This window comes from Phaeobacter gallaeciensis DSM 26640 (assembly GCF_000511385.1).
Classification (GTDB): Bacteria; Pseudomonadota; Alphaproteobacteria; order Rhodobacterales; family Rhodobacteraceae; genus Phaeobacter; species Phaeobacter gallaeciensis.
In genome coordinates this window covers 229,086-247,704 of sequence record NC_023137.1, presented here as the reverse complement: position 1 = coordinate 247,704, position 18,619 = coordinate 229,086, and the positions used below count along the sequence as shown (strand labels likewise).

Below are 18,619 nucleotides of genomic sequence, written 5' to 3'. Positions count from 1 at the left end.
GTTTTTCGTTGTCTTCACCTTGACGTATCCCCGTCAGAAGTTAGCGTGCCGTCATGAAACAGACTTATTTTCTGATACTTGCGATACTTTTCACCGGTATCCTCAGCGCCTGCCTTGGTGATGAAACTCTGCGGGCCTATGGCGGCAACAGCGCCACATGGCAGCTACGTGAGGTCGACGGCGAAGCGGTCTCAGAAGTCACGACACTGAGCTTTCCCCGTCCCGGCGTGCTGGCCGGTGAGTTGCCCTGCAACCGGGTGACCGGACAACTCACCGCGCCCTACCCATGGTTTGAGGTCGAGCGCCTCGCCACGACTCGTATGGTGTGCGCCGCCTTGCAGGAAGAAACCGATGTCCTCGCTGCCTTGCAGGCAATGGAAATCGTAGAGATCAAAGGCGCGGTGATGATTTTGTCGAATGAGGCCGGGCGAGAGATGATTTTCACGGCTGCCGACTGAGAATATCGATGAACCGCCCCCGAGCCTCCGGCAGCGGGTGGTTGCCAAGCGATGGGGCCAGCCGGTTTTGCAGGAAGAAACCGGTCGTCGTGAGGGCTGTCACGATCTCACTATTCTCCGCCCCTCCACGTCCCATCAGTACCGGAGGTAAGGGCAACATCCGATCAGCCCATTCACCTGCCCCTGTGCGTGAAACGGCGCGTCCACTCTTGGGTGAGACATAGATCAGGTCGAGACGACTGCCGGTGACGGCACATTGCTCGAAATCCAAACCGAAACCCATTTCTTCCAGAAGGGCGACCTCCCAACGCAGATAGGCCAAAGGCCAGATATCATCGCGGCCTAGAAGGTCCAGAATCTGCGTGCTGCGCCGGTAGAGGTCCGGGTGGGCTTCACGTTCCGGCAGACAGAAGGCGAGCAAGGCCGTGACCGCGTTCAATCCAGCAAGCGCCAACCGGCTGGACATGGCAGTCGCGGCACGACTTCGGATCAATTCGGCCTGATAGCTGCCGAGGTGGTCTTCAAGCCGGGCACGCCAAGTCAGATCCAATTGCGCACCAGGCTGCAACACGGGGGCCATCCTCCGCCCCGCACCGCCGCGTACGATCCCGGCGTGACGTCCATGCTCGGCAGTGAATGCATCGACAATGGCCGCGCTTTCTCCATGGCGGCGCATCGTCAGCAATATGCCCTCGTCGCGCCAGTCCATGATCAGTCCAGCCCCGGTTCATCCAGCAGGTGACGGCCATGGCGATCTTCGACCTCAATCACCCAGAGATCAGGATCAAAACTGCGCTGTTTGCTGATGGCGGCATCAACGTCGGCCTCATCACCTTCTGCCAGCGTGACCCAGCTTCGCGCCCCGCTCATCAGATCGTAAGAGCGATGCAAGGCCTGCGCGCGGCGGTCCAGCGTGTTCAGCTTGATCAAAACGGCGCCCGCTGTGTCATCCCCATGCGCGGTGACAAAGGCGGGGATATCGGCCAGCCGCAAGCGCGTGAGATAAGCCTGCACCCAGAAACTGGCTGTCAGCCGCGCCATGCAGGATCAGTTCCCGTCTTTGAAATCTAGACCCATCTCGGAATAACGCTCGGATTCTTCCAGCCAGTTCGGACGCACCTTCACCTGCAGGAAGAGATGCACCTTACGGTCGAGAAACTCTTCCAGCTCCGCGCGGGCGGCCTGGCTCACAGCCTTGATGGTCTCTCCGCGTTTGCCCAGCACAATCCCCTTGTGACCGTCCCGCATAACATAAATCAGCTGATCGATCTTGGCAGACCCATCCTTGCGCTCTTCCCAGTTCTCGGTTTCTACGGTCAGCTGGTAGGGCAGTTCCTGATGCAGCCGCAGGGTCAGTTTCTCACGGGTCATTTCAGCCGCGATCATCCGCATGGGCAGGTCAGCAATCTGATCCTCAGGGTAAAGCCACGGCCCCTCTGGCAACTGCTCTGCCAGCCAGCCGCGCAAGTGCTCAACCCCATGCCCCTTTTCCGCGGAAATCATAAAGGTATCCGCAAAAGCATAGCGTTCGTTCAGATCTTTGGTCAGCCCCAGCAGAACCTCGGATTGCACGCGGTCGATCTTGTTGATCGCCAAGGCGATTTTGCGCCCTTCGCCGATATTCTCAAGACCTTCAAGAATGCGCTCCACCCCTTCGGTAATTCCCCGGTGCGCTTCGACCATCAGGACCACCACATCGGCATCCGCAGCACCGCCCCAGGCGGCAGCAACCATGGCGCGGTCCAGACGGCGGCGTGGTTGGAACAGTCCGGGCGTGTCTACAAACACAATCTGGCTGTCCCCTTCCATCGCAACCCCGCGAATGCGGGCGCGGGTGGTCTGCACCTTATGGGTCACAATCGAGACCTTGGCCCCGACCATACGGTTGAGCAGCGTGGATTTTCCCGCGTTGGGTTCCCCAATCAGGGCGACGAAACCGGCGCGTGTGGTCATTTGTCTTGCTCCAGTTGTGCCAAAAGTGTTTTGGCGGCGGCCTGTTCGGCCTGTCGTTTCGACCCGGCAGTTGCGCGGCCTTCGGTGCCATCCTGCAACTGCACGGAAATTGTAAATTCCGGCTGATGGTCCGGACCTTTTCGCTCAACCAGCACATAGGCTGGGGGCTGTTCGCCACGCGCTTGGGCAAACTCCTGCAATGTGGTCTTCGGATCACGGGCATCCGCCTCAACCCGACCGATGCGACTGCCCCAGAGGCGCAGGATCAGCTCCTGTGCCGCATCAAACCCGCCATCCTTATAAACGGCTGCAATCACAGCCTCCATGGCATCGCCCAGCAGCGCCAGTTTCCGCCGTCCGCCGGACATGGTCTCAGAGCGACCCAATTTCAACACCGCCCCCAGATCGATATCACGGGCCACATCCGCGCAGGTTTCCTTGCGCACCAGCGCATTGAACCGCGGGGCAAGCTGCCCCTCTGTCGCGGCCTTATCGGTGTCCAGAAGCGCCGTGGCCATCACCAGCCCCAGCACCCGGTCGCCCAGAAACTCAAGCCGTTGATTGTCTTGCCGGTTGGGAGACGACACAGAGGCGTGCGTCAGCGCCCGCACCAAAAGGGCCGGCTGGGAGAAACTATAGCCGATCCGCGTCTCGAACGCGCGCATATCCTTAGAGAGTTTCACTCGATCCCCTTAAAGAAGCGATCACTGCGCCAGGTCCAAAAAAACAGCATCGAACGACCAGCCGACGAAAACATGATCCGGTCCGCGCGCCCAATCAGGTTTTCAAACGGCACATAACCAACACCCCCAGCAGACTGCGGCAAGCGGCTATCGGAGGAGTTATCGCGATTGTCCCCCATGAAGAAATAGTGACCTTCGGGGACCTGATAGATCCCGGTGTGATCCATCCCCTGATTGCCAATATTGAGCACAACATGCTGGCTGCCGCCCGGCAACGTTTCGATCTGGCGGGATTTTTTACACATCGCGCCCTCGCCAACCGGTGCATTCTCGCACAGCGGGTAGGACCCGGCGGGCCCCTGTGGCGCCATCAGCTCCTCGAACTCGCCCGCGTCCTGCAGCGCGACAGCAGCGCCGTTGATATGCAGCACCCCGTTTTTGACCTGAACCTTATCGCCCGGCAGACCGATCAGCCGCTTGATGAAGTCGTTTTGGTTGACAGGGTGGCGGAAGACTACGACATCACCGCGTTCGGGATCACCGGCCCAGATCCGGGAGTTATTACCATCAAGGAAGCCACAAATATCACTGCTATCGATATCGATACCGACGCTGGGGAATTTCAGGCTTGGGCAGGAAGCGGAGGAATAGCCATAGGCCATCTTGTTCACAAACAGGAAGTCACCGATCAGCAACGTCTCCTTCATGGAACCGGAGGGAATCCAGAACGGTTGAAAGAACAAGGTGCGGAACACGCCAGCTATCAGCAGCGCGTACACGATGGTCTTGACCGTCTCAAGGATCGAACTTCCGACTGTTGCTTTGGCCGTCATCAGGCTCTCCGGTCTAACTGTAAACAAGGGTCCGGCGCTACATGCGGGGCCGATCCGGGTAAGTCAAGCATCGCCCGGCGTTGCAGGCGGCTCAGTGACGATTGCACGCGCCTCAATCACCACAAAAGCCTGTGCCCAAGGGTGATCATCGGTCAAAGTCACATGAATGATGGCCTGATGGCCGGGCGGGGTCATCTTGGCCAGTCGGTCGGCGGCCCAGCCCGTAACATGCATGACAGGCTGACCCGTCCGCAGATTGGACACCGCCATGTCCTTCCAGGCGATTCCCATACGCAGCCCAGTTCCAAGCGCCTTGGAACAGGCCTCTTTGGCCGCCCAGCGTTTGGCATAGGTCCCGGCAACATCTAACCGCCGCTCCGCCTTACGCTGTTCAATCTCCGTGAAGACGCGATTTTTGAACCGGTCACCGAACCGGTCCAACGTGCGCTGAATACGCTCGATATTTGCCAAGTCAGTGCCAACGCCAAGGATCATGCGGCGATCAAATGCCATCTGACCCAAACTGGCAAGAGCTGCCGTTGCTGCAAAAACCGATCAGCCGCGTGCCTCATCCATGAGACGACGCATCTCAGCAATGGCCGGGGTCAGCCCCCTGAAGATCGACTCGCCAATCAGGAAATGTCCAATGTTTAACTCTCGCACCTCGGGGAAAGCGGCGATGGGCTGCACACAATCATAGGTAAGACCATGACCCGCATGGACCTCCAACCCCAAGGACTGAGCAAAGCTCGACATCTCGCGCAGAGCGGCCAGCTCCGCATCACGCTTGGCAAAATCGCCCTCAGCATGGGCATCGCAATAGGCCCCGGTGTGCAGCTCAATGACCTCGGCGCCAATGCGATGCGCCGCTTCGATCTGGCGCTGATCCGCAGCGATGAAAATCGACACCCGGCAGCCTGCATCACGCAGCGGAGCAATATAATGCGCCAGTTTGTTTTCCTCGCGGGCCACTTCCAGCCCCCCCTCGGTGGTGCGCTCTTCGCGTTTTTCCGGCACGATGCACACCGCATGGGGTTTATGACGCAGAGCGATTTTCTGCATCTCTTCGGTGGCGGCCATCTCAAAGTTCAACGGCACGCTCAGTGCCTCCATCAGCCCGTCAATATCGCGATCCGTGATGTGGCGACGATCCTCCCGCAGATGCGCGGTGATCCCGTCAGCACCGGCCTCCTCGGCCAATTTTGCCGCCCGAACTGGGTCCGGCGCCAAACCGCCGCGCGCGTTGCGTACAGTGGCGACGTGGTCGATGTTCACACCAAGTCGCAAGCCTGTGTTTTGTGAGGAAGTCTGTGCCATGGAATGCCGTTCCCGATTGAGTGCCTTTTGCCTGACACTAGGGGCTAAGAGACCAAGAGCAAGCCCGGAAAGCACCAAATCACGCTGACATACGGATGGTTAACGATCACTGTCGTTTGCCTCGTCCAAGGAGGCGCGTTTCTTGATAATGTCGAACTTCGCCTTGATCTTCGCCCGGCGGCGCTGCTGATAGGCCCGGATCACCGGCACGCTCAGCATATAGCAGACGGTTGCCGTGATGATGCCCGGGATGACGCCGCCGACAAGATAGGGGTAGAACACATCGTGATAGAACAGGGTCAGCCCCTGCCAGTCAGCCGGACGATCAGTGACCAACGCAATGAGGTTGTCAAAAAGATCGCTGCCCGCAGCCAAGAATTTCCCGACCAGTGATTTGTCCACGTCGGCATCGAATTCGGTTCCCAGAATCCAATGCCCCGTCTGCAGAGAGGCGACGCCAATCGGCACATAGGTGAGTGGATTTCCAAAAAAAGTGCCACTAAGAGCCGCCAGAATGTTGCCGTTCATCAGCCGCGCGATGATCGCTGCCACAACGAAGTGCATGCCATAGAACGGGGTAAATGTGGTGAAGACGCCAGCCCAGACCCCACGAGCAATCCGCTCCGGCGAGTCGGGCAGACGGCGCACACGGTGCTTCACATAGTGAAACGCGCGTCCCCAGCCGCCACGTGGCCACAGAAAATCGGCAACCGCGCGCAGAGGCGGACGTCTATCACGGCGCCTGAATACCAAAGATACGCGTCCTTCCCAAATCCTGCTGAACGGCTACCCTAACTTTGGGCGGCTTTCCGGCAAATCGCGGAACCGAGCAACGGCAGCGACATCGCTCTCGGCTTCCAGCATCAACATCAGAGAATGCAGCTGTTCCACATCCCTCAGTTCGACATTAATCATCAGCCGGTAAAAGTCTGGTTTCCGATCGACAAATTCAAGGTCTGAGATATTGGCCTTTTTCTCACCGATCAACGTGCAAATGCGCCCCAGAACACCGGCATCATTGCCAATCGTCAGTTCCAGCGTCACACCATAAACCGCCGGGTGGGTGCCGCTATGCCAATGCAGATCAACCCAGCGTTCGGGCTGGTCCTCCACCTCTCCCAGCGCGTCACAATCTGCGGAATGCACCACAACACCACGCCCGCGGTAGGTGATGCCAATGATCCGCTCGCCCGGCAAGGGCTGACAACAGGGCGCACGCTCAAAGCTCTGCCCCGGCTCAAGACCAATTACTGCCCTGCGAGGAGGCACTTCATCACTGTCGTCTGCGGCCAACTCCGGATAGACGGCCTGAACCACATCATGAGCAGTGAGAACGGCCGCACCCAAACGGGCCAACAATTCATCCACCGTACTGACACGTAGAGCGCGCGCCGCTGTTTCCAGCGCCTTATCCGTGGCTTTGCGGCCAACATGTTCAAAAGCAGAGCGTGCTAGCTCATGGCCCAGTTTCACAAATCGGGCCCGGTCCGCTTCACGCAGGGCGCGGCGGATCGCGGTGCGTGCCTTGCCGGTGGTCGCAATGTCCAACCAACTCACCTGCGGGGTCTGCCCCTCAGCAGTGATGATCTCAACCGACTGGCCATTGCGCAAACGGGTCCAGAGCGGCACGCGGATCGCATCCACCTTGGCCCCTACGCAGGCATGCCCGATGCGGGTGTGGATCGCATAGGCGTAGTCGATCGGCGTCGCCCCTTTGGGCAGTTTGATCACATCCCCCTTGGGTGTGAAGCAGAACACCTGATCCGAATACATCTCCAGCTTGACCGCTTCGAGGAACTCATCGTGATCCTCCTCCGCGTCGAACTGTTCCGTGAGGGACGCAATCCACTTTGCCGGATCAACAGCAAAGGGGTTCTCGGATCGCACACCATCACGGTATGACCAATGCGCCGCCACACCGGTTTCGGCCACATCGTGCATCTGGCGTGTGCGAATCTGCACCTCAACGCGCTTGCCATCACGCCCGGAAACCGTCGCGTGGATTGACCGATACCCGTTGGATTTTGGCTGGCTGATGTAGTCTTTGAAGCGGCCGGGTACCGCCCGCCAGCGCTGATGGATCGCTCCCAGCGCGCGGTAGCAGTCTTCCTCACTCGCCGTGATGATGCGGAACCCGTAGATATCAGAGAGACGCGAAAAGCCCTGATCTTTCTCCTGCATCTTGCGCCAGATGGAATAGGGTTTTTTTGCGCGGCCGAAAACTTCGGCCTCAATCCCGGTCTTTTCAAGCTCCGCCCGCATGTCGCCGGTGATGCGGTGGATCACGTCACCGGTTTCGCGCTGCAACGTGACAAAGCGGCGGATAATGGATTGGCGCCCTTCGGGGTTGAGCACACGAAAGGCCAGATCTTCCAGCTCTTCGCGCATCCATTGCATCCCCATACGACCTGCCAGCGGCGCATAGATATCCATGGTCTCGCGCGCTTTTTGGGCCTGCTTGTCCGGGCGCATGGCCTTGATGGTCCGCATATTGTGCAGACGGTCGGCGAGTTTGACGAGAATGACCCGCAGGTCTTTCGACATCGCCATAAACAGTTTGCGGAAATTCTCGGCCTGTTTGGTTTCGCGGCTGGACAGCTGCAGGTTTGTCAGCTTGGTCACACCATCAACCAGCATTGCCACCTCATCCCCGAACCGCGTGGAGATTTCATCGTAGGAAGCTTTGGTATCTTCGATGGTGTCGTGCAGCAGGGCGGTGATGATGGTGGCATCATCCAGCCGCTGTTCGGTCAGGATGGCCGCGACTGATACGGGATGGGTGAAATAGGGTTCGCCCGAATGGCGAAACTGCCCATCGTGCATCTGCTCACCGAACGCATAGGCATCGGCGATCCTGTCCGCATTAGTCCGGGGATTGTAGTTGCGGACCAGAGCAATCAGATCTTCTGGTGAAATCATTTCCGGTCCGCAGCCTCAGCTCACTATGTCTTGCGACGTCTCAGCCCTGCCCTTGCGCCTCCATCAGCGCACGCAGCAGTTTCTCTTCCGACATATCATCGGAGGCGGGTTTGTCATTCTCCGCACCCATCAGCAGGGCCATGGAATCATCTTCCGGCTCATCCACTTCGATCTGGGTCTGATTGCTTTCGATCAGACGCTCGCGCAGAGAGTCGGCGCTCTGGGTTTCGTCAGCGATTTCGCGCAGGGATACGACAGGGTTCTTGTCGTTGTCCCGCTCAACCGTCAGCGCGGCGCCGGCCGAAATCTCACGCGCACGATGCGCGGCGAGCATCACCAGCTCAAAGCGGTTGGGAACCTTGTCTACGCAGTCTTCAACCGTCACGCGGGCCATGGGCGACTCTCCAAATCAAAATAAGTCCAGAAGGGTGACTTCTAAAACCAAAGCTTTCTCTTGACAAGCGCCGAATGGGGCGCATTGGCGGCTCAGACCGGGGAAATCTCACTCAAATCCGACATTGGCAGCGCAGCGCAGAGCTCACGGACCGTCTGACCGAGAATCGGGTGCCGCCAATCCGGTGCGATATCCTGCAACGGCACGAGGACAAAGCCGCGATCCTGAAGCCGTGGGTGCGGTATCAGCATCTGACCCGGTGCCTCCTGCATTTGTTGATCAAGCGGCAGATCTTTCCAACGTTCAAAGGTGGCCACATTCGGACAGATCAGATCATCATAGGCGATCAGGTCCAGATCCAGCGTCCGCATGCCCCAGCGCTGCACGCGACGGCGGGCAAAGTCTGCCTCAACCTGATGCAACAGATCAAGTAAGGCACGCGGCGACAGATTTGTGCGTATCGCAATCGCTGCGTTCACATAGTCAGGACCGGACCCGGCCGGAAAACAGGGCGTACGATAGAACCGCGATACCGCCGCCAGCCGGATGTCTGATTCGGACAACTGCTCAACAGCCCCTATGAGGGTATGGACCACCGACTGCTCGCCGATAGGCAGGTTTCCCCCCATGGCAATAAGCGCCTCTGACCGGATTTCGGTCATTTTTGCCCTCGTTTCTTAATCCCGACACACTTGCGGCAAATGTCAAATAACCTACATTAAGTCCACCCGTTTTAGCGTATTTCAGCATTCACTCACGGAACCTCACTGCTGGGACGGACCTACCGGAAGGACATATTTGATGTTTTACAAGGACGAACGGCTTGCGCTGTTCATCGATGGCTCGAACCTTTACGCCGCCGCAAAGGCGCTGGGGTTTGACATCGATTACAAGTTGCTCAGGCAGGAATTTATGCGCCGGGGCAAGCTTCTGCGCGCCTTTTACTACACGGCCCTGCTGGAAAATGATGAGTACTCTCCCATCCGGCCTTTGGTGGATTGGTTGCATTACAACGGCTTCACCATGGTGACCAAACCGGCCAAAGAGTATACCGACAGCATGGGTCGCCGAAAGGTGAAGGGGAATATGGATATCGAACTGACGGTCGATGCCATGGAACTGGCGCCACGCGTGGATCATATCGTGCTGTTTTCCGGCGACGGTGATTTTCGCCCCCTCATCGCCAGTTTGCAGCGGCAGGGCGTACGGGTTTCCGTGGTCTCCACCATTCGCAGCCAGCCACCGATGATCTCCGACGAGTTGCGCCGTCAGGCCGACAATTTCATCGAACTGGAAGAGTTGAAGGACGTGATTGGTCGCCCCCCCCGCGAACAAAGCGATCCGCGTTCGGTGTCAACCGCAAGCGGCTGATATCAATCTGGCGCCGACGACGCGCTTCGGACATGGCAGACACAGCCCGCAGCAGTGCTACTCACTGGCTGCGGGCTTTCGTTTGTGCGGCGCGCGCATTTTGACACATCAGCAGCACAAGTCCGCTGTGCAGCACTGGACCTTGCCGACAGAACGTCCTAGCTCTGAGCGGTAAGGAGACCGCGATGACCAAGCCACCCCTGACGCTATACCTAGCCGCACCACGCGGTTTCTGTGCCGGTGTCGACCGGGCCATTAAAATCGTTGAAATGGCGCTCGAGAAATGGGGGGCGCCGGTCTATGTGCGCCATGAGATCGTTCACAACAAATACGTGGTGGATGGGCTGCGGGATAAGGGCGCTGTTTTTGTCGAAGAGCTGGACGAATGCCCTGATGACCGCCCGGTGATCTTTTCCGCCCATGGTGTGCCGAAGTCTATTCCAGCAGAAGCCGATCGGCGCCAGATGATCTATGTCGATGCGACATGCCCGCTGGTCTCAAAGGTCCACATCGAAGCCCAGCGTCATGCTGAAAACGGCCTCCAGATGATCATGATTGGTCATAAGGGCCATCCGGAGACCATCGGCACCATGGGGCAGCTGCCCGATGGAGAAGTGCTGCTGGTCGAAACGCCCGATGATGTGGCCACCGTGGCGGTACGTGACCCCGATAATTTGGCCTATGTCACCCAGACGACCCTGTCTGTGGATGACACCAAGGATATCGTCGCAGCCCTGCAGGCACGCTTCCCCAATATCGTTGGCCCGCATAAGGAAGATATTTGCTACGCCACAACAAACCGTCAGGAAGCGGTCAAGGAAGTCGCCCCCAAAGCAGACGCCCTGCTGGTGGTCGGCGCGCCGAATTCGTCGAACTCCCGCCGTCTTGTCGAAGTCGGCGCAAAGGCAGGCTGCCAATATGCACAGCTGGTGCAGCGCGCCGAAAACATCGACTGGCGCGCACTTGAGGGAATTTCCTCGGTGGCCATCACTGCCGGAGCCTCAGCCCCTGAATTGCTGGTGAATGAGGTCATCGACGCCTTCCGTAAGCGATTTGATGTCACTGTCGAACTTGTGGAAACCGCTATTGAGCGGGTCGAGTTCAAGGTTCCCCGCGTCCTGCGGCAAACCGCCTGAACCAACCTCCGAAAGCCCCTTACACATACCCGCGGCGGGCTCCGCCCACTGCGGCTTTTCTTTGTCTTGCAACTGATTGGCAGCCGATTATCCTTGCTCAGAGAAGCCTTATTCCTGAAAGGACCAGTCATTTGATTTCGCTGCAATTTCTGATTACCGCATTTGTTGTCGTTCTCGCGCCCGGTACCGGGGTGCTCTACACGCTGGCGCTTGGCCTCGGTCAGGGCCGTCGTGCCGCGATCTGCGCCGCGATTGGCTGCACGTTCGGCATTGTGCCCCATCTGGCGGCGGCAACACTGGGGCTGGCAGCTGTTCTGCATACCTCCGCAGTGCTGTTTCAAACGGTAAAAATCGCGGGCGTTCTCTATCTTCTCTATCTCGCGTGGCAGATGCTGAAAACGGATGGCGCCCTGTCGCTGTCGAATGCGCCCACAGCGCGAGATCGAGGCATGAAAATTGCCAAGCGCGGGGCTATGATCAACATTCTCAACCCAAAGCTCTCCGTGTTCTTTCTGGCCCTTCTGCCCCCGTTCCTCTCAGGCGTTCCAGAAACCGCAACGCAGGAAATGGTTGTCCTTGGGTTGATTTTCATGGCGATGACCTTTGCGATGTTTGTGCTCTATGGCCTGTTCGCGGCCCAAGCGCGCAACCTGATCCTGGGATCCGACACAGTGGTGAAGTGGCTCAACCGCAGCTTTGCCGGGCTGTTCGCCGCATTGGCGGCACGATTGGCGATGGAACGCGCGTGAGCCGGATACCGCCAGCACCTCTCGTCTTGGGACTGGCAGGGCTGGTGCCATTTGTCTGGGGCGCCCTGACCACGCTGAACCCCGCTCTACAAGCCTGGGGCGCGACCCATCTCGGGCCACGGTTCGTTGGCCCCTATGTGCAACTGTTCTACGGCTCGGTCATCCTGAGCTTCATGTCCGGTGTGCTGTGGGGATTTGCGACCAAGACCTCAGGTGTGCGGGCGACAACGGGCTATGCACTGTCGGTGCTGCCCGCACTCTGGGCGTTTTTCACGACCGGCGGCGGCCCAACCAGCGCAGGCATCAACCTGATCTACGGCTTCGCCGGGCTGTTGCTTCTGGACTATGCTTTCTCCGTCTGGCGCCTGACGCCATCATGGTGGATGCAACTGCGACTGCTGCTCACATCTATCGTGATCGCCAGCTTGGCCGTAGGCCTGTACCTATGAGCGAACCGGACCGCACAACTCTGGAAATCTACAACCGCAAGGCTGCGGAGTATGCAGACCGCAACGAGGTCCACTTGCGGCAGGATCCGCGGCTTGAGGAATTCATCGCCAGTTGCCCGCCCCGTGGCCACGTGCTCGATTTGGGCTGTGGCCCAGGCACATCCAGCGCCGTTATGGCTGCGACCGGTCTACGCCCTCTTGCCATGGATGCTTCGGCTGAAATGATCGCGCTGGCGGATCAGCTCACCGGGGTTCAGACCCAGCTTGCCAGCTTTGATGAGCTCACCGGCATCGACATCTACGATGGTGTCTGGGCCAATTTCAGCCTGCTGCATGCCCCGCGCGCCGACTTCCCCCGACATTTGCGCGCCATCCGGCGAGCACTGCGATCAGGTGGCCCCTTTTACATTGCGCTAAAGCTCGGTAAGGGCGAGGCCCGGGACGCCATTGGGCGGCTCTACACCTATTACGAGGACGAGGAATTGAAGGATCTGCTGGGCTCATCCGGTTTCACCCCCACCAACAGCACCACAGGCGAAAGTGCCGGTTTGGACGGGTCAATGGCACGCTGGATTTCGGTGGCCTGTCATGGCTGAGCTGTTCGCCTACACCGATGGCGCTTGCTCCGGCAACCCTGGCCCCGGCGGCTGGGGGGTGTTGCTGCGGGCAATGGATGGCGAGACCATCGTCAAGGAAAAGGAACTAAGCGGCGGCGAGGCCGAAACAACCAACAACCGGATGGAGTTGCTCGCCGCGATCAATGCCCTTGAAAGCCTGGCGCGACCGTCCACGCTTACGGTTGTCACCGATTCCGCATATGTGAAGAACGGCGTCACCGGGTGGATTCATGGCTGGAAGCGCAACGGTTGGAAAACCGCCTCGAAGAAACCGGTGAAAAACGTCGAGCTGTGGCAGCGACTGGATGAGGCTCAGCGTCGGCATGATGTCACATGGGAATGGGTCAAGGGCCACGCAGGCCATCCCGAGAACGAACGCGCTGACGAACTCGCGCGTGCAGGCATGGCCCCTTTCAAACCCGGCAAAGCCAAAGCATGACCATCCTCACCCTTCTGGACTACGCCTCCGTTCTGGTCTTCGCGGCCTCTGGCGCGCTGGTGGCCAGTCGGGCGCAGCTGGATATCGTTGGCTTTGCCTTCGTGGCCTGTCTGACCGCTGTCGGCGGGGGCACGGTACGGGACCTGCTATTGGATCGGCATCCGGTTTTCTGGATTGGGGATTCCACCAATATCCTGCTGGCGGCCGCTGCTGCGGTGCTGGTGTTTTTCACCGCCCATCTGGTGGAGAGCCGGTTGCGCTGGGTTGTATGGCTTGACAGTTTTGCACTGGCAGTGGCGGTGTCTGCCGGTACCGGGGCGGCCCTACTGACAGGTCAGCCCCCCGTGATCGTGGTTCTGATGGGCATGGCAACCGGCACGCTGGGTGGGCTCATGCGGGATGTCGTCTGCAATGAGGTGCCGTTGGTATTGAAGCAGGGGGAGCTTTATATCTCCTGCGCAATGGCTGGCGCGATCACCGCCGTGATCAGCATCGCCTTTGGCCTGCCGACCCGTTGGGCCCTGTTGGCCTGTGCAGTGATCTGCTGGGTTCTGCGGGCAGGCTCCATCACCTTTGGTTGGCATCTGCCGGTCTATCGCTCGCGCCCGCCACGCAGCTGATCCCGTCTCTCAGCCCCTTAGCGGCGCCAATGAAACGGCACGATAATCAGTGCACCGATTGAGGCAACGATTGCGTTTCATCCCGGTGCCCGAAAACCGATGCCAAACATGATCACCACAAAGTGAAACAGAAAGGCACCGCCCACACAGATGATGATGGAAGACAGATAGCCGTTCTGAGTGAAGCCAGTTTTCTCCGCAACGTAGCCAACAATCCCAGCAATCACTACGCTGCCGAAAAGAGCTAGAAACATCGCCTACCCCCCCTTAAAGCCGTGTGCCAGCAGTGACAGGAAAGCCGCGCAAGAAGATCTCTCGCTCCTGTGCCCCCTTGCCCGCACGCTGCAACTTCAGCAGCTCAACCGCGCCCTCACCGCAGGCGACCCGCAAGGTGTCATCCAGAACTTTGCCCGCCGCCCCGGTACCATCGACAACACGTGACGCCAGAAGTTTCACGCGCTGGCCGTCAATTTCGCACCAGGCCCCGGGAAATGGGGACAGCCCGCGGATCTGCTGATCAACCTCACTCGCCGGGCGTGTCCAATCCACGTGGGCCTCCGCCTTGTCGATCTTGTGGGCGTAGGTCACACCATCGTCCGGCTGCACCTGTGGTGTTAACTCCGTCAATTGTGTCAATGCCCGCACGATCAGGTCCGCACCCATTTCAGACAGGCGGTCATGTAACTGAGCCGTGGTTTCCTCTGCGCCGATATCTGTCGCCTCACGCATCAGAACTGGCCCGGTATCCAACCCGGCCTCCATCTGCATGATACACACCCCGGTCTGCGCATCCCCCGCCATGATCGCACGGTGGATCGGCGCCGCGCCACGCCAGCGCGGCAGGAGGCTTGCGTGGATGTTGAGGCACCCCTGGCGCGGCGCGTCCAACACGGCCTGCGGCAAGATCAAGCCATAGGCAACCACAACCGCCACATCTGCGTTCAGCGCTTCAAACTCAGCCTGCTGCTGCGCATCCTTCAGGCTGACCGGATGGCGCACTGCAAGCCCAAGCGCATCCGCCCGGGCGTGAACCGGCGTAGGTCGGTCTTTCTTGCCACGCCCCGCCGGGCGAGGTGGCTGACAATAAACGGCAGCAATATCGTGGCCAGCCTCAACCAACGCATTGAGCACCGGAACGGAGAAATCTGGCGTCCCCATAAAAACAATACGCATATGCCGCCCCTTCACTCTGAATTTACCCGCCCGAAATAGGCTCTAACTTCGGGAAACCCCGATTGACCTTCAGCCACTCAGCTTTTTCGCCTTGCGGATCAACATATCGCGCTTCACCTTCGACAGCTTGTCGAAATACATTTTGCCGTTCAGGTGGTCGATCTGGTGTTGCACGCTGGTGGCTTCAATCCCGACAAAGTCCCGCTCAACCGTGGCGCCGGTTTCGTCCATGTACCGCACAGTCACCGCACGGGGACGTTTGATCTTGGCCGAGACGCCGGGCAGATTCGGGCTGGCTTCTTCATGCTCGCGCAGCGCGACCGAGGCATGCAGAATCTCAGGGTTGGCCAGACGCACTGCCCGCCCCCGCTCGCTGGAGCCATCTACCACCGCAAGCCGTTGCAAAACACCGATCTGGTTGGCGGCCAGACCAACACCGGGCATCGCTTCCATTGTGTCGATCATGTCCTGCCAGAGGGCGAGCGTTGCATCAGTGATTTCGCTGACCTCCTCGGCACGGCTGCGCAGATGTTTGTCGGGCCATGGCAGGCAAGGGCGCACGGTCATCGGGTTGTCTCCAGATAGGTTTCATAGGTAGCGACGGCAGCAGCACGCGCCGTGGGGGACACCCTGTCGAAGGTTACGCACCCCTCAAGGTGATCATATTCATGTTGCACGCAGGCTGCGGCGAATCCCTCAAACCGGCGTTGATGCCGGACCCCTTCCAAATCACTCCAGGCCAGATCGACCCAGGCCGGGCGCGTGACATCAAGGCTGACACCTTCGATCGACAAACAGCCCTCTGACATTGTGGCCATCTCCTCCGACAACGCAACGATGTCCGGGTTGATGCAGACAAGCGGGTCGCGCGCACCTTCTTTCCAGGTGGTGTCCATCACGAACAGTCGTGCCAATACGCCGACCTGTGGCGCGGCCAACCCACGCCCCGGCGCGGCATACATGGTATCGAGCATATCACGCGCTAGTTCGGCCACATCCTCTGTGGCATCAACCGGGCTTGCACGCATGCTCAGCACCGGATCGGGCCAAGCCCTGATAGGGAGAACCGTCATTTCGTTCACCTTTCCCTGTCAGAATTCGCCCCACTCAGGCGGGGACTATGTCCCAACCTCGCGAGAGGTGTTCAGCTGCGCCCGCGCTCACGTTTCAATTTCTGCATCTTCCGCGTAATCATCTGCCGCTTCAGCGGTTTCAGATAGTCGATAAACAGTTTGCCGTTCAGATGGTCGATCTCATGCTGGACACAGGTGGCCCAAAGCCCATCGAAGGTTTCGCGCTGAGCATTGCCATCGCGATCCATCCATTCGACCTCAACCACCTTGGGGCGGGTCACCTCAGCGTATTGATCGGGAATCGACAGGCACCCTTCCTCGTAGACATTGCTCTCATCAGAGGCGGCAACCACCTCGGGATTGAACATGACCAGTGGGCGCGCAGGGCCGTCCTCTTCCTTGACGCAATCCAGCACGATAAGCCGATCCAGCACCCCGATCTGCGGTGCAGCAAGACCAATACCCGGCGCGGCATACATGGTTTCCAACATGTCATCGGCCAGCGTACGCAACGCGTCGGACATATCCGGCACGGCTGCACAAACCTTCTTGAGGCGGGGATCAGGGTGGATCAGGATCGGACGTTTCATGCCGCTGATTTAGGCCATTGACGCCCGCCCTGCAACGCCCCCCTTGCGCGTGGCTGGATTGCCGTTAGCTTCGCCCCTGAACAACGGGAGTTCAGACATGGATTTTGACAAGATCATTGATCGCCGGAATACACATTGCATCAAGTGGGACATGATGGAGGATCTCTACAATGTCCCGCGCGACGAGGGCCTGTCGATGTGGGTTGCGGATATGGATTTCGCAGTTCCCTCGGTTGTAACCGACAAAATGCGTGAGATGGCAGACCACGGGGTCTATGGTTATGTGAATTGCGATAGCCCCTATAGATCCGCGATCTGCTGGTGGATGCAGAACCGGCATGGCTGGTCGGTCGATCCGGAGGCGATTTTCACCACAACAGGCTTGGTGAACGGCGTCGGCATGTGCCTGGACACCTACACCCAACCGGGCGACGGGATCGTGCTCTTCACACCGGTCTATCATGCCTTCGCCAAAGTCATCCGCAATGCGGGGCGTGAGGTTGTGGAATGCGAGCTGACCGTCAACGACGGGCGCTACGAGATGGATTTTGCAGCTTATGACGCGCAGATGACCGGCACCGAGAAAATGGTCATCCTCTGCTCGCCACATAATCCGGTTGGCCGTGTCTGGACCGAGGAAGAGCTGCGCGGCGTTGCGGATTTTGCCAAGCGGCACGATCTGATCCTGTTGTCGGACGAAATTCATCACGATCTGGTCTTCGACGGTGCCACACATATCCCAATGCAGAACGCGGCGCCGGACATCACGGATCGCCTGCTCATGCTGACTGCGCCGTCCAAAACCTTCAACTTTGCCGGTATGCATACGGGGCAGGTGATCATTCCGGATCCCGAGCTGCGTGCGCAATTCTCCCGCCGGATGCTGGCGCTGGCCCTCTCGCCGAATTCCCCCGGCCAATGGGCAACGGCAGCAGCCTACTCCCCGGAAGGGGCCGCTTGGGTGGATGAGCTGGTGCCCTACCTGGATGGCAATCGCCAACTTTTTGATGCTGCCGTGAATGAAATTCCAGGTCTACGCTCCACCCGTCTGGAGGCGACCTATCTCGCCTGGGTCGATTTCTCTGGCACCGGCATGAGCCGCGAGGAATTTACCAAGCGGGTAGAAACGAGCGCCAAGATTGCCGCCAATCACGGTCCGAGTTTTGGCACTGGCGGCGACACTTTCCTGCGTTTCAACCTCGGCACGCAACGCGCGCGGGTGGAAGAGGCCTGCGAACGGCTGCGCGCCGCGTTCTCCGACCTGCAATAGCAGCGGTGTCGTGACCGGGAACAGCCCCGGTCGCACCGGCCCCTAGTTAGAAACACCATACGAAAAGGAGACCACTTGACCGTGGTCCCCTTTCCAATTGGCTTACTGGTTTATTTTGCTTGTCAGGCAAGCGACAAGGCCCAGCCATGCTTACAGCCGCATATCGTCCTGTGCGATCAGTGCAACAGGCGCATCTGGTGCGCGGTAGAAATCCAGTGGCGCCTGATCCGCCGCCGGCGTCGCACGCTTGAACTCATAGCGCATTTCACCCGCCTCTTCATCTGATGCCACGATCAGGCATTGCGACAAATGGCGGGTTCCATCGTAGAGATCGACCAGCCCGCGCAGCTGTGGCGCATCTGCCGCCTCTATCGAAAATCCGTCCTTCCACATGCGCAGCACTGGGAAGACATGATCATCCGCAGCCACCCGCAAGCGGCTCTTGTTTTTCATACCATCGAGCCGCGCAGCATCCAGCGCGTCCTGTACCGATTGGGGAACAAATGTCGTCATGGCAGTGACCTTTCGATCTGAGACCGCTCTGACATCAACCGCCGCGCGGCTGGCTGCCAGAG

26 protein-coding genes are annotated in these 18,619 nt (G+C 59.1%); 9 read left to right on the top strand and 17 right to left on the bottom strand.

The features are described 5' to 3' along the window. Positions 1 to 53 precede the first annotated feature (53 nt). Positions 54 to 458, top strand: coding sequence for an META domain-containing protein (locus tag GAL_RS01190; protein ID WP_024095785.1), 405 nt, complete (start codon positions 54 to 56; stop codon positions 456 to 458). Here the strand turns inward: GAL_RS01190 and recO are convergent. The 11 genes from recO to folK all read right to left on the bottom strand — a co-directional run bounded on the left by recO (position 442) and on the right by folK (position 9,219). Then, positions 442 to 1,167 carry a DNA repair protein RecO gene (recO, locus tag GAL_RS01185; RefSeq protein WP_024095784.1) on the bottom strand — a complete coding sequence of 242 codons (726 nt, stop codon included), beginning with the start codon at positions 1,165 to 1,167 and terminating at the stop codon, positions 442 to 444. The genes GAL_RS01190 and recO overlap by 17 nt on opposite strands. A 2-nt stretch (positions 1,168 to 1,169) precedes the next feature. Beyond that, positions 1,170 to 1,499, bottom strand: a complete 330-nt coding sequence (locus tag GAL_RS01180; protein WP_024095783.1) for a DUF1491 family protein — start codon at positions 1,497 to 1,499, stop codon at positions 1,170 to 1,172. Between the two features lie 6 nt (positions 1,500 to 1,505). After that, complete coding sequence (gene era, locus GAL_RS01175) at positions 1,506 to 2,411, bottom strand: GTPase Era (RefSeq protein ID WP_024095782.1); 906 nt, start codon at positions 2,409 to 2,411, stop codon at positions 1,506 to 1,508. Further along, positions 2,408 to 3,094, bottom strand: a complete 687-nt coding sequence (rnc, locus tag GAL_RS01170) for a ribonuclease III (RefSeq protein ID WP_024095781.1) — start codon at positions 3,092 to 3,094, stop codon at positions 2,408 to 2,410. Before rnc ends, era begins: the two co-directional genes overlap by 4 nt. After that, positions 3,091 to 3,927: a signal peptidase I gene (gene lepB / locus GAL_RS01165; protein ID WP_024095780.1), complete on the bottom strand. Its 837-nt coding sequence runs from the start codon at positions 3,925 to 3,927 to the stop codon at positions 3,091 to 3,093. The genes rnc and lepB overlap by 4 nt, the downstream gene beginning before the upstream one ends. Positions 3,928 to 3,990: 63 nt before the next feature. Then, the gene (acpS, locus tag GAL_RS01160; protein WP_040104281.1) at positions 3,991 to 4,422 is read right to left on the bottom strand and encodes a holo-ACP synthase; all 432 of its coding nucleotides are present in this window, start codon (positions 4,420 to 4,422) and stop codon (positions 3,991 to 3,993) included. Positions 4,423 to 4,482: 60 nt separating this feature from the next. After that, on the bottom strand, positions 4,483 to 5,244 hold the full coding sequence (locus GAL_RS01155; protein ID WP_024095778.1) for a pyridoxine 5'-phosphate synthase: 762 nt from the start codon (positions 5,242 to 5,244) through the stop codon (positions 4,483 to 4,485). A gap of 99 nt (positions 5,245 to 5,343) precedes the next feature. Next, the gene (locus tag GAL_RS01150) at positions 5,344 to 5,997 is read right to left on the bottom strand and encodes a DUF2062 domain-containing protein (protein ID WP_024095777.1); all 654 of its coding nucleotides are present in this window, start codon (positions 5,995 to 5,997) and stop codon (positions 5,344 to 5,346) included. A 33-nt stretch (positions 5,998 to 6,030) separates the two neighbouring features. Further along, positions 6,031 to 8,163 (bottom strand): RelA/SpoT family protein, encoded by a 2,133-nt coding sequence (locus tag GAL_RS01145; RefSeq protein ID WP_024095776.1) that lies wholly within the window; start codon positions 8,161 to 8,163, stop codon positions 6,031 to 6,033. Between the two features lie 40 nt (positions 8,164 to 8,203). After that, positions 8,204 to 8,557 (bottom strand): DNA-directed RNA polymerase subunit omega, encoded by a 354-nt coding sequence (rpoZ, locus tag GAL_RS01140; protein WP_024095775.1) that lies wholly within the window; start codon positions 8,555 to 8,557, stop codon positions 8,204 to 8,206. Positions 8,558 to 8,649: 92 nt separating this feature from the next. Beyond that, complete coding sequence (gene folK / locus GAL_RS01135; protein ID WP_024095774.1) at positions 8,650 to 9,219, bottom strand: 2-amino-4-hydroxy-6-hydroxymethyldihydropteridine diphosphokinase; 570 nt, start codon at positions 9,217 to 9,219, stop codon at positions 8,650 to 8,652. A 139-nt stretch (positions 9,220 to 9,358) separates the two neighbouring features. Between folK and GAL_RS01130 the strand changes: the two genes are divergently transcribed. From GAL_RS01130 to GAL_RS01100, 7 genes are all read left to right on the top strand, one after another. Beyond that, positions 9,359 to 9,928: a LabA-like NYN domain-containing protein gene (locus GAL_RS01130; protein WP_024095773.1), complete on the top strand. Its 570-nt coding sequence runs from the start codon at positions 9,359 to 9,361 to the stop codon at positions 9,926 to 9,928. Between the two features lie 185 nt (positions 9,929 to 10,113). Beyond that, positions 10,114 to 11,064: a 4-hydroxy-3-methylbut-2-enyl diphosphate reductase gene (gene ispH / locus GAL_RS01125; protein WP_024095772.1), complete on the top strand. Its 951-nt coding sequence runs from the start codon at positions 10,114 to 10,116 to the stop codon at positions 11,062 to 11,064. Positions 11,065 to 11,195: 131 nt separating this feature from the next. Then, a complete protein-coding gene (locus GAL_RS01120) occupies positions 11,196 to 11,813 on the top strand; it encodes a LysE family translocator (RefSeq protein ID WP_024095771.1) in 618 nt (205 codons plus the stop codon). Next, a complete protein-coding gene (locus tag GAL_RS01115) occupies positions 11,810 to 12,262 on the top strand; it encodes a DUF3429 domain-containing protein (protein WP_024095770.1) in 453 nt (150 codons plus the stop codon). The genes GAL_RS01120 and GAL_RS01115 overlap by 4 nt, the downstream gene beginning before the upstream one ends. Continuing rightward, the gene (locus tag GAL_RS01110; RefSeq protein WP_024095769.1) at positions 12,259 to 12,858 is read left to right on the top strand and encodes a class I SAM-dependent DNA methyltransferase; all 600 of its coding nucleotides are present in this window, start codon (positions 12,259 to 12,261) and stop codon (positions 12,856 to 12,858) included. The genes GAL_RS01115 and GAL_RS01110 overlap by 4 nt, the downstream gene beginning before the upstream one ends. Continuing rightward, positions 12,851 to 13,318: a ribonuclease HI gene (gene rnhA, locus GAL_RS01105; protein ID WP_024095768.1), complete on the top strand. Its 468-nt coding sequence runs from the start codon at positions 12,851 to 12,853 to the stop codon at positions 13,316 to 13,318. The genes GAL_RS01110 and rnhA overlap by 8 nt, the downstream gene beginning before the upstream one ends. Continuing rightward, positions 13,315 to 13,938 carry a trimeric intracellular cation channel family protein gene (locus GAL_RS01100; RefSeq protein ID WP_024095767.1) on the top strand — a complete coding sequence of 208 codons (624 nt, stop codon included), beginning with the start codon at positions 13,315 to 13,317 and terminating at the stop codon, positions 13,936 to 13,938. Before rnhA ends, GAL_RS01100 begins: the two co-directional genes overlap by 4 nt. A gap of 77 nt (positions 13,939 to 14,015) precedes the next feature. Here the strand turns inward: GAL_RS01100 and GAL_RS22620 are convergent, their stop codons facing one another. From GAL_RS22620 to def (GAL_RS01080), 5 genes are all read right to left on the bottom strand, one after another. Continuing rightward, entirely contained in the window at positions 14,016 to 14,192 is a 177-nt protein-coding gene (locus GAL_RS22620; protein ID WP_024095766.1) for a hypothetical protein, read from the bottom strand. A gap of 13 nt (positions 14,193 to 14,205) precedes the next feature. Beyond that, positions 14,206 to 15,111 carry a methionyl-tRNA formyltransferase gene (gene fmt / locus GAL_RS01095; RefSeq protein WP_024095765.1) on the bottom strand — a complete coding sequence of 302 codons (906 nt, stop codon included), beginning with the start codon at positions 15,109 to 15,111 and terminating at the stop codon, positions 14,206 to 14,208. Between the two features lie 69 nt (positions 15,112 to 15,180). Then, the gene (gene def / locus GAL_RS01090) at positions 15,181 to 15,678 is read right to left on the bottom strand and encodes a peptide deformylase (protein ID WP_024095764.1); all 498 of its coding nucleotides are present in this window, start codon (positions 15,676 to 15,678) and stop codon (positions 15,181 to 15,183) included. Beyond that, positions 15,675 to 16,184 carry a peptide deformylase gene (gene def, locus GAL_RS01085; RefSeq protein WP_024095763.1) on the bottom strand — a complete coding sequence of 170 codons (510 nt, stop codon included), beginning with the start codon at positions 16,182 to 16,184 and terminating at the stop codon, positions 15,675 to 15,677. Before def (GAL_RS01085) ends, def (GAL_RS01090) begins: the two co-directional genes overlap by 4 nt. Positions 16,185 to 16,255: 71 nt before the next feature. After that, entirely contained in the window at positions 16,256 to 16,774 is a 519-nt protein-coding gene (gene def, locus GAL_RS01080) for a peptide deformylase (RefSeq protein ID WP_024095762.1), read from the bottom strand. Positions 16,775 to 16,871: 97 nt separating this feature from the next. Between def (GAL_RS01080) and GAL_RS01075 the strand changes: the two genes are divergently transcribed. Further along, positions 16,872 to 18,044, top strand: coding sequence for a MalY/PatB family protein (locus tag GAL_RS01075; protein ID WP_024095761.1), 1,173 nt, complete (start codon positions 16,872 to 16,874; stop codon positions 18,042 to 18,044). Between the two features lie 150 nt (positions 18,045 to 18,194). Here GAL_RS01075 and GAL_RS01070 read toward each other — a convergent pair whose 3' ends face one another. Then, positions 18,195 to 18,557 carry a hypothetical protein gene (locus GAL_RS01070; RefSeq protein WP_024095760.1) on the bottom strand — a complete coding sequence of 121 codons (363 nt, stop codon included), beginning with the start codon at positions 18,555 to 18,557 and terminating at the stop codon, positions 18,195 to 18,197. Positions 18,558 to 18,619: the final 62 nt, after the last annotated feature.